Origin of the sequence: Chromohalobacter sp. HP20-39, from assembly GCF_033052815.1 — a bacterium.
Taxonomy (GTDB): Bacteria; Pseudomonadota; Gammaproteobacteria; order Pseudomonadales; family Halomonadaceae; genus Chromohalobacter.
The window spans coordinates 1-388 of the sequence record NZ_JAWHTP010000252.1 but is presented as its reverse complement, the minus strand read 5'-3'; the positions used below and the strand labels follow the sequence as shown (position 1 = coordinate 388).

The 388-nt window shown below is 61.3% G+C and carries 1 protein-coding gene; it reads left to right on the top strand.

The window, feature by feature from the left end; translation table 11 throughout:
* Positions 1-20: 20 nt before the first annotated feature.
* Positions 21-388: hypothetical protein (locus RVY79_RS17860; RefSeq protein WP_317465853.1), on the top strand; the 368-nt coding region annotated here is incomplete at its 3' end.

Genomic DNA, 388 nt, shown 5'->3' with positions numbered 1-388 from the left:
CCCAATTTTTGGAGTGCATCATGATTCTCTATCCCGCAGGTTCCCAGTGGACCCGTTGCTTTGAAGCCGATCTGCCGGCCTCCGAGTTGGCCGCGCGGTTGGTGGGCAAGCACGAATTCACTCGTGCGATGCTGTTCCAGCCGTTCGGTCATGGTCGTGGCGCGGTGATCGCCACGCGCGGCCACATGCTCGTCATGGCTGTCGAAACGGACGGTGAGCGCACGGTTTTTACCGTGGCGCCCACGGTCCAGGTGCAGAACCTTCTGTGGTCCCTCTCCAACGGCTACACCAGCCAGTGGAGTGAGGCTGAACTCAAGGCCTTGACCGCATGCACCACCTTTCCGGAGGTGCTTGACCTGGCACGGACGCAATTTTTCGCGGCCGTGCG